Origin of the sequence: Streptomyces sp. UH6, assembly GCF_013421635.1 — a bacterium.
Lineage (GTDB): Bacteria > Actinomycetota > Actinomycetes > Streptomycetales > Streptomycetaceae > Streptomyces > Streptomyces abyssomicinicus.
Genome location: NZ_JACADT010000127.1, coordinates 1 through 9,303 on the forward strand (window position 1 = coordinate 1; position 9,303 = coordinate 9,303).

The window sequence follows — 9,303 nt, forward strand, 5'->3', positions numbered from 1 at the left end:
AGGGTGTGCCGGGCCAGGACGGCGCCGTCGGCCGCCACCAGGGCGGCGGCGATCTTCGTGCCGCCCAGGTCCAGGCCGATCACCGGGGCGGTGGTGTCGTGTGCCGTCATCGGACCGGCAGCAGTCCGGCGTCGCGCAGGTGCCGCTCGACGTGGGCGACGGAGGCGTCGCCCAGCTGGATCTGTGAGCCGGCGGTGGTGCCGTGCGTGAAGACGCCGAGCAGCCGCAGCGCGTGCTTGAAGGCGCCGATGGCGGAGGAGTTGCGGCCCATCTCGCTCTCCGGGCCGGCGTCGACCATGCCGAACAGCTGGACGAGCCGCTCCTGTTCCTCCACCGCACGGCCGAGGTCGCCGCCGCGGACGGCGTCGTGGAGGCGGACGTACCCGGCGGGGTCGACGTTGCCCAGGCCGGGCACGACGCCGTCCGCGCCGGCCAGCAGGGCGCTGTCCACGGTGAGTTCGGAGCCGGTGAGGACGCTGAAGGAGGGAGCGGGGCCGTCGGCCCGGCCGTCGCGGCCGCCGAGGGCGACGATCAGGCGGCGCAGCCCTCCCTCGTCGCCGCTGCTGTCCTTGAGGCCGGCCAGGGTGCCGTCCTCGGCGAGTTCGCGCACCAGGGCGGTGGAGAGCTTGCTGTGCACCGAGACCGGGAGGTCGTAGGCGTACAGCGGCAGCCCGGCCCGTTCCCGGACGGTGCGGAAGTGGAGGGCGATCTCGCGGGGGTGGGTGCGGGCGTAGAACGGGGCGGTCGCCACCAGGGCGTCGGCGCCGGCCTTCCGGGCCGCCTCGGCGTGGACGAGCACCCGGGGGGTGGTCATGTCGATCACGCCGGCGAGCACCGGGACGCGTCCGGCGGCCGCCCCGACGACGGTCTCCAGGGCCACCGCCCGCTGCCGGTCGGTGAGGAAGGCGACCTCGCTGCTGGAGCCCAGGGCGAACAGTCCGTGCACTCCCCCGGCGACGAGGTGCTCGACAAGGCGGGCGAGCGAGGCGGTGTCGACCTCGCCCGACGCGTCCAGGGGGGTGCAGACGGGCGGCACGACGCCGCGCAGGGGCTGGGACGTGGACATGATGTCTCCTGGGCTGTGCGAGAGGCGGTACGGAGAGGGTCGGCCGGCCGCCGCCGTTCGGGGAGGGCGGCGGCGGACGGCCGGGCTCGGACTACGGCGCGGTGACGGTGAGGGTCGCGTCGCCGTAGGAGTGCTGGGTGCCGCGCACCTGGTAGGCCGCGGTGACCGCCACGCTCCCGGCGGCCGTGCCCGCCGGGACGGTGACGCGGACCTTGACGTTGGCGCCCTGGCCCGGCTTGAGCGCGGGCATCGTCACGGAGGGTGCGCTCCAGCCCGAGGGCAGCTTCAGGGACACCGTGCCGGCGGGAAGGTCGACGTCGTTCTGGCTGACGACGCGGACGGTGACCTCGGTGGTGCTCCCGGCGGGCAGGGCGGCGGGCGGGGTGACGGTGACCGGCGCGCAGACGCCGCCGAGCCACTGGAGGTCGAAGGAGGAGTAGGTGATGTGCTGGTAGTTGGCGCGTTCCCACAGCAGGCCGACCCGGGCGTTACCCATGCCGTCGCCGAGCGGGGTGAGCGTCGAGTAGGCGGCCGCACCGGTCTCGACCGTCCTGCGCACCGGCCAGTTCTGCCCGTTGTCGCAGGAGAGGCGGACGGTGAGGTTGCTGCGGCTGTTGGTGGTGGCCGTGTTGCTGAAGAGCAGCCAGGAGGCCCGCGGGTGCGAGGGCGCCGCGTCCGGCGCGAACCGGACGACGGAGCCGTTGTTGGCGGGGTCGGGCAGTTCGGTGTCGCGCTGGAAGGGCGTGTAGGTGACGCCGCCGTCCGAGGAGTGGGCGACCGTGCGGTAGGGCGCGGAGCGGTTGTTGAGCATCACGCGGCCGTCGGAGAGTTCGACGGTCTTGTTCTCGTCGCCGCCCGGTCCGACCGGGGTGCCCGTCCTCCAGGTGGCGCCGTGGTCGTCGCTGTAGGCGCTGACCGCGTAGTTGGCCCCGTTGTCGCGAATGGCGTACTGCTGGATCAGCCGGCCCTTGTGGGCGCCCTGCCGCAGCTGGATGCCCTCGCCGGAGGCGGCGAACACGCCTGCCCAGGCCGGATTCTTGATCTCGGCGGTGATCCGCTCGTGCTTCCAGGTGAGGCCGTCGTCGTCGGAGTAGCTGTAATCGGCCTGGAGGACGTTCGGGTCGCTCTCGTCGTTGCCGGTCGCCGAGCCGAAGAAGCCCTGGTTCACGGAGGCGGCGTAGAAGACGAAGACCCGCCCGGTCTCCCGGTCGACGAGGAGGCTGGGGTCGCCGTAGCCCTTGGGGGCGGCTTCCTTGCGCACGACCTGCTGCGGCTGCCAGGTGGCGCCGCCGTCGGTGCTGCGCCGCAGGACGACGCCGATGTTGCCGGGGAGGTCGCCGAGGGTGGGGCGTGCGTCGTACGCGGCGATGAGGGTGCCCTTGGTGGTGCGCGTCAGGGCGGGGATCCGGTAGTGGGGGGAGCCGGTGCCCGCGGTGGCGATGTCCTGCGAGGTGAGGGTGCCGGCGGTGACCGCGGTGCCGGCGGTGTCCTGCCCGGCGGCGCCGTGGGCGGCGGTGGTGCCCAGGACCAGCAGACAGGCGGCGCCGATGACCAGGGAGACTCTTCGCTGCATGAACAGGCCTCTTCTCGGAAGTGCGGGCGTGTGGGCGTGCGGTCGTGCGGGCGTGCGGGCGTGCGGGCGGAGCGGTGCGGGACGACGACGGGAGCGGCTGGGCCGGGCCCGGGTCGCGGGGAGCTAGGAGGCGGCGAACAGCTCCCGCACCCAGGTGAGCTGTGCGCGCCGGTGGTGACCGCCGCCGCCCTCGTGGCCGTTGAACTCGTAGACCCGCAGGTCCTTGGGCCCGCCGTAGCGGTGGTAGGCCGCGAAGCAGGTGGAGGGCGGGCAGACCGCGTCCATCATGGCGACGGAGAAGAACGCGGGGGCGGTGGCGCGGGAGGCGAGGACCGCGGCGTCGAGGTAGGACAGGGTGGTGAAGACGGTCCCGGCGCGGTCGCGGTGCAGGCTCAGGTACTCCGCGATCTCGGTGTAGGGCGGTGCGCCGGCGATCAGCGCCCCGCGCCGGATGTCGCACAGGAACGGCACGTCCGGCATGACACCGGCCAGGCCCGGGACGAGCGCGGCCACCGCGAGCGAGATGCCGCCGCCCTGGCTGTGCCCGGTCACGACGATCCGGTCCGGGTCGACGGCCGGGTGTGCGCGGGCGGCCTCGACGAAGCGCACGGCGTCGGTGAACAGGCGCCGGTAGTAGTGGTCGTGGGGGTCCTCCACGCCGCGGGTGAGGAAACCGGGGACCTCGCCGTTCAGGGCGGCGGTGTCGGGGGTGTCGCCGCCGGCCGTGGACCAGCCCTGGCCGCGCGTGTCCATGATGAAGTGCGCGTGACCGGCGGTCGCCCAGAGCGTCTGCTCGTGCGGCAGGCCGCGCCCCCGGCCATAACCGAGGAACTCCACGACGCAGCCGAGCGGCCCGTCGGCACCGGCAGGCAGGTGCAGCCAGCCCCGGACCTCCTCGCCCGCGAAGCCGGGCACGCTCACGTCGTAGGTCCTCACCTGGGTGAGACCGGTGTCCACGGGGGCGAAGCGGGGGGCTGCGCCGGCGGACCGGGCCTCACGCAGGGTCAGGTCCCAGAACGCGTCGAGGTCCGCGGGTTCGTCGAGGTCGGGCCGGAGCGCGAGGCATTCGGCGAGGGTGAGGTCCGTCAGTGGCATGAGGAGGCCCCGGGTGGGTGAGTGAGGGCGCGCGCACGGCGCAGCGGCGGGGGAAGGGCACGGGACGTCGGCGGACGGAGGGCCCGGCGGCGAGAACAGACGTCTGATGTCTGCTGTGTTGGGACCTTAGAGATCCGCCGGACAGCCGTCAAGGGCGCCCACGGAGGACGGCCCACGCGGCGGTGGGGCCGGCCCCCGTGCCACGGGACCGGCCCCACCACGGGAAGGCGCCTGGTCAGCGGCGGGCGCGGGCCTCCGCGATGCGCTGACGGACGGGCGCGTAGTGGTCGGTCAGCGCGGCCGCGAACTCGACCGGGTCCCGGTCCCGGACGGCGTCCACTATGCGCTTATGGTGGGCGATGGTGGCCACTTCGTGCTCATGGGTGAAGACGTCCAGATGCGGCGCGACGATGACGTACACGTCCCAGAACGCCGTGGACAGCTGCCCGATGAGGTCGTTGCCGAGGGGGGCGAGGAGCAGGGTGTGGAAAGCGCGGTCCGCCACGACGAAGCCCTGCCCCTCCCCGGCGCCCGCCCTGCGCATCTCGTCGACATGGCCCTCCAGGCGGTCGATCTGCTCGTCGGTGAGCGACTCCACGAGCCGCTCCGCCGTGCCCCGCTCGAACAGCTCCCGCACGTCGACGAGGTCCGCCAGCACCTGGAAGTCGTCGTCGGGGCTGAGCAGGCCACGGAACGTCAGGCTCTCCACCAGGGCGGAGAGGCTCAGCCGCCCCACGTAGGTGCCGTGGCCGTGCCGGACCTCGACGATGTCCAGCGCGGTGAGGATCCTGATGGCCTCCCGCACGCTGGAGCGGCTCGCGCCGAGCGCCTCGCACAGGGCCGGCTCGGTCGGCAGGGGGTCCCCCGGGCGCAGCTGGTTGCGCAGGATGTAGGACTTGATGCCGTCCACGACCTCCTGCCGCAACGGCTGCCGCGCCGGTCTGGGCTCCGGCTCCACACGTCGAGCAGCAGCTCCTTGTCCCACCGCCACCTCTTGACCCCTTTCCGCTGTCGGGCTACGTTCCCACGCTATCAAGGGTCGGACATCAGACGTCTGATGCATCCTGACGGGACGCCGTCCGCGTCCGCCTCCTTTTTCTGATTCCGCCCGTCATGTCTCCCGCCTGGAGGAACCCTTTGTCCGCGCGCAGCACAGCCGGCGTCGACCGCCGCGCCTTCCTCAGACTCACCGGCGCCATAGGGGTGGCGACCGCGATCACCGCCGGCCTGTCCGCCTGCGGAGGCCCGGGAAGCACCGCGGAGGGCTCCGGCGGCTCCGGCGCCGGAGCCGACACCCTCGAGGCCGGTCTCTCCTACCCGCTCTCCACCGGCTTCGACCCGATGATCACCTCGGGTGCGACCCCGTACGCCGCGAACATGCACATCTTCGAGGGGCTGGTGGACCTCGATCCGGCCACCCTGGTGGCGCGGCCCGCGCTGGCCACCGGGATGCCGAAGAAGATCAACGCGACCACCTACCGGGCCACCCTGCGCGAGGGCGCGACCTTCCACGACGGCTCGCCCGTCACCGCCGAGGACGTGGTCTTCAGCTTCGAACGGGTCCTGGACCCCGACAACGCCTCGCTGATGGCCCAGTTCGTGCCGTTCGTCGACCAGGTCGTGGCGGTCGACGAGGCGACGGTCGAGTTCAAGCTGAAGCACCCCTTCGCGCTCTTCCCCTCGCGCATATCCGTGGTGCGCATCGTGCCGAAGAAGATCGCCGGCGCCGACGCCAAGGCCTTCGACGCCAGCCCCGTCGGCTCCGGCCCGTTCCGCTTCGTCTCGGCGGTCCGCGAGGACAAGATCGTCATGGAGGCGTACGACAAGTACAACGGCCCGCACCCCGCCAAGGTCAGGAAGATGACCTGGCACCTGATGTCCGACCCCTCCGCCCGGGTCAGCGCCCTCAGGTCGGGCCGGGTCCAGGCGATCGAGGACGTGCCCTACATCGACGTGCAGGGCTTCACCGGGAAGGACAAGGTGGAGTCGGTCCAGTCCTTCGGCCTGCTCTTCCTCATGTTCAACTGCAAGGACGAGCGCTTCGCGGACAAGCGGGTGCGCCAGGCCCTGCACTACGCGCTGGACACCGAGAAGATCATCTCCACCGCGCTGCTCGGCAACGCCGAGCCCGCCACCGGTTACGTGCCGGCCACGCACCCCGATCACCACCGGGCCGCCACCGTCTACGGCCACGACCTCGACAAGGCCAGGAAGCTGCTCGACGACGCCGGCGTCGGCAAGCTCTCCTTCACCCTGCTGGTCACGGACACCGGCTGGGTCAAGGACATCGCCCCGCTGATCAAGGAGAGCTGGGCGGCGGCCGGTATCGAGGCGAAGCTCGACGTCGCCCAGTCCCCCGCCCAGTACGCCAAGGTCGACAAGGGCGACTTCGAGGTCCTGGCCGCGCCGGGCGACCCGTCCGTCTTCGGCAACGACGCCGACCTGCTGCTGCGCTGGTTCTACTACGGCTTCTGGCCGGAGAACCGCTACGGCTGGACCGGCACGGCCGCCTACCGGAAGACCAGGGCCCTGCTCGACGAGGCCGCCCGTGAGGCCGACGCGGACAGGCGCAAGGAGCTGTGGGGCCAGGTCACCGACCTGGTCGCGGAGGAGGCCGCGCTGTATCCGGTGCTCCACCGCAAGCTGCCCACCGCCTGGCAGGAGGGCGCCCTGACCGGCTTCAGGCCGCTGCCCACCACCGGTCTGTCCTTCGTGGACGTCGGTCGCGCCTGACCACGTCCACCCGGACCGCCGCCGCCCCGCCGGGACGGCGGCGGCCGTCGCCCCGAACGCTAGGAACCTCTCGATGGTTGCATTTCTCCGGCTCGCGCTGCGCCGCGTCGCGATGATGCCGGTGATGGTCCTCGGCATCGCGCTGCTGGTCTTCGTGGTCCTGCAGTTCTCGCCGGCCGACCCGGCGTACAACGCGCTCGGCGACTCCGCGAGTCCCGAGGCCCGCGCGGCGTTCGCCGAGGAGCACGGGCTCGACGACCCCTTGCCGGTGCGGTACTTCGCCTTCCTCGGCGATCTGGCGCGCGGTGACCTCGGGGTCACCGTGCCGCCCAGCCAGCCGGTCGCCGACCGGATCGCCACCGCGTTCCCGCTCACCCTCCAGCTCACGCTGCTGGGCCTGTCGCTGGCCGTCGTCCTGGCCCTCGTCCTCGGCGTCGTCAGCGCCGTGTACCGGGACCGCTGGCCCGACCAGGTCTTCCGGGTGCTGTCGATGCTCGGCATCGCGCTGCCCTCGTTCTGGCTGGGCGTGCTGCTCATCCAGCAGTTCGCTCTGAACACGCCGGTCTTCCCGACCGGCGGCTACGTCAACCCGGCCGACTCCTTCGGCGGCTGGCTGCGGAGCATGGCCCTGCCCGCGTTCGCGCTCGCCCTGCCGGTCGCCGCCTCACTGGCCCGCCTGGTGCGCACCTCGATGGTCGCCGAACTCGACCGCGACTACGTGCGCACGGCCCGGGGCAGCGGTCTGCCGCCGTTCCTGATCATCCGGTCGGTGCTGCGCAACTCCCTGATCACGCCGCTGACCGTGCTCGGCGTCAAGGTCGGCTACATGCTCAGCGGCGCGGTCGTCATCGAGGCGATCTTCGACCTGCCCGGCATGGGCAAGCTGATCCTCGAGGGCGTCACCGGAGGCGACGTGGCCCTCGTCCAGGGCACCGTGCTCACCATCGCGGTCGCCTTCCTGGTGGTCAACGTCGTCGTCGACCTGCTCTACCTGCTCGTCAACCCGCGTATCAGGACGGTGTGATGTTCGCCCCCCGATCCCTCGCCGAGCGGCTGTCACCCGGCACCCGCCTGCGCCGCCTGCCGGTGCCCTCCCGGATGGCCCTGGTGGTCCTCGTCGTGGTCGCGCTCGGCGCGGTCCTCGCCCCGCTGCTCACCCAGGACCCCCTCGCCACCGGCGTTCCCGCCCAGCCCCCGGGCGCCGAGCACTGGTTCGGCACCGACCGGGCCGGCCGCGACGTCTTCGCCCGGGTGGTGCACGGTGCGCGCTACTCGCTGGTCATCGGTCTCGGCGCGACGCTGCTGGCCCTGGTCGTCGGCTCGTGCCTGGGAGCGCTGGCCGCCACCTCGCGCCGGTTCGCCGACGAGGCGGTCATGCGCTCGCTCGACGTCGTGATGTCGTTCCCGCCGATCGCCCTGGCGGCGGTCCTGGTCGCGGTGTTCGGGCCCAGCGTGCCCGTCATCATCTTCACCATCGCGTTCGTCTACTCGCCCTCGCTCGCCCGGGTCGTGCGGGCGAACGTGCTGGAGCAGTACGGCGAGGACTACGTCGCGGCGGAGCAGGTCATCGGCGCCCGGCGCGGCCACATCGTGGCCCGGCACGTCGCCGTCAACTGCGCCGCGCCGGTCCTCGTCTTCGCGACCGTCATGGTGGCCGACTCGATCATCTTCGAGGCCAGCCTCTCCTTCATCGGCGCCGGCGTGCAGGACCCCGACCCCAGCTGGGGCAGCGTGCTGGCCTACGGCCGGCAGATCCTGCTGTCCGGCGGCTGGTGGGCCACGCTCTTCCCGGGCCTGTGCCTGCTGGTCACGGTGCTGGCCCTGAACGTCCTCTCCGAGGGCATGACGGACGCCGCCGCCTCCCCGGACAAGGCACGCGCCGACGGGGGCGACCCGGCCAAGGAGACCGCCGCCGCGCCCGCCGCCGACAGCTCCGAGGTGGACGCCGCGCTCGAAGAGCTCGCCGTGCGGCTCGAGGCCGCCGGGCCCGCCGTCCGGCCGCTCCCCGACGACGCCCCGGACCTGCTCGTCGTCCGCGGCCTGACGATCCGCTTCCCCGACCGCTACGGCGACACCCGTGTCGTCGACGGCATCTCCTTCACCGTGCGTGAGGGCGAGACCCTCGGCCTGGTCGGCGAGTCCGGCTGCGGAAAGTCCGTCACCAGCCTCGCGGTGATGGGGCTGCTGGCCCGCAACGCCGAGGTGGAGGGCGAGATCCTCTACCGGGGCAGGGACCTGCTGAGGCTGGCGCCCAGGGAGCGCCGCGCGCTGATGGGCCCGGAGATCGCCATGGTCTACCAGGACGCCCTGTCCTCCCTCAACCCGTCGGTGCTGATCGGCACCCAGCTGAAGCGGCTGACCTCCCGCGGCGGCACCCGGACCCCCGCCGAACTGCTCGAACTGGTCGGCCTGTCCCCCGGGCGCACCCTGCGCAGCTACCCCCACGAGCTCTCCGGCGGCCAGCGACAGCGCGTGCTCATCGCCATGGCGCTCTCCCGCAGCCCCCGGCTGCTGATCGCCGACGAGCCGACGACCGCGCTGGACGTCACGGTGCAGGCCCAGGTCGTCGAGCTCCTGACCCGGCTGCGCGACGAGCTCGGCTTCGCGATGGTCCTCGTCTCGCACGACCTGGCCCTGGTCGGCGACCTCGCCCACCGGGTCGCGGTGATGTACGCCGGCCAGGTCGCCGAGACCGGCGACACGCGGGCCCTGCTGACCGACCCGGCGCACCACTACAGCCGCGGCCTGCTCGGTTCCGTCGTCTCCCTGGAGGCGGGCGCGGAGCGGCTGCACCAGATCCGCGGCGTCGTGCCCGCGCCCAGGGCGTTCGGCGCCG

Annotated in this window: 7 protein-coding genes; 3 read left to right on the top strand and 4 right to left on the bottom strand. The window is 72.8% G+C overall.

Annotation, left to right across the window (positions count from 1 at the left end):
• Window positions 1-106: 106 nt before the first annotated feature.
• From HW445_RS09860 to HW445_RS09875, 4 genes are all read right to left on the bottom strand, one after another.
• Window positions 107-1,066, bottom strand: coding sequence for a dihydrodipicolinate synthase family protein (locus tag HW445_RS09860; protein WP_180220649.1), 960 nt, complete (start codon window positions 1,064-1,066; stop codon window positions 107-109).
• A 91-nt stretch (window positions 1,067-1,157) separates the two neighbouring features.
• Window positions 1,158-2,639: an exo-alpha-sialidase gene (locus HW445_RS09865; protein ID WP_180220650.1), complete on the bottom strand. Its 1,482-nt coding sequence runs from the start codon at window positions 2,637-2,639 to the stop codon at window positions 1,158-1,160.
• Window positions 2,640-2,762: 123 nt separating this feature from the next.
• Window positions 2,763-3,734, bottom strand: a complete 972-nt coding sequence (locus tag HW445_RS09870; RefSeq protein WP_180220651.1) for an alpha/beta fold hydrolase — start codon at window positions 3,732-3,734, stop codon at window positions 2,763-2,765.
• A gap of 235 nt (window positions 3,735-3,969) precedes the next feature.
• On the bottom strand, window positions 3,970-4,725 hold the full coding sequence (locus HW445_RS09875) for a FadR/GntR family transcriptional regulator (RefSeq protein ID WP_374939625.1): 756 nt from the start codon (window positions 4,723-4,725) through the stop codon (window positions 3,970-3,972).
• Between the two features lie 122 nt (window positions 4,726-4,847).
• Between HW445_RS09875 and HW445_RS09880 the strand changes: the two genes are divergently transcribed.
• The 3 genes from HW445_RS09880 to HW445_RS09890 form a co-directional block, all read left to right on the top strand.
• Window positions 4,848-6,467, top strand: a complete 1,620-nt coding sequence (locus HW445_RS09880; RefSeq protein ID WP_180220653.1) for an ABC transporter substrate-binding protein — start codon at window positions 4,848-4,850, stop codon at window positions 6,465-6,467.
• A 73-nt stretch (window positions 6,468-6,540) separates the two neighbouring features.
• Window positions 6,541-7,491: an ABC transporter permease gene (locus HW445_RS09885; RefSeq protein WP_180220654.1), complete on the top strand. Its 951-nt coding sequence runs from the start codon at window positions 6,541-6,543 to the stop codon at window positions 7,489-7,491.
• A partial coding sequence (locus HW445_RS09890; RefSeq protein WP_180220655.1) for a dipeptide/oligopeptide/nickel ABC transporter permease/ATP-binding protein occupies window positions 7,491-9,303 on the top strand: 1,813 nt, incomplete at its 3' end. The genes HW445_RS09885 and HW445_RS09890, both read left to right, overlap by 1 nt.

Excerpts from the sequence above, each read along its gene's own strand:
- HW445_RS09860 (WP_180220649.1), bottom strand. The coding sequence starts at position 1,066 with ATGTCCACGTCCCAGCCCCTGCGCGGCGTCGTGCCGCCCGTCTGCACC.
- HW445_RS09865 (WP_180220650.1), bottom strand. The coding sequence starts at position 2,639 with ATGCAGCGAAGAGTCTCCCTGGTCATCGGCGCCGCCTGTCTGCTGGTC.
- HW445_RS09870 (WP_180220651.1), bottom strand. The coding sequence starts at position 3,734 with ATGCCACTGACGGACCTCACCCTCGCCGAATGCCTCGCGCTCCGGCCC.
- HW445_RS09880 (WP_180220653.1), top strand. The coding sequence starts at position 4,848 with ATGTCTCCCGCCTGGAGGAACCCTTTGTCCGCGCGCAGCACAGCCGGC.
- HW445_RS09885 (WP_180220654.1), top strand. The coding sequence starts at position 6,541 with ATGGTTGCATTTCTCCGGCTCGCGCTGCGCCGCGTCGCGATGATGCCG.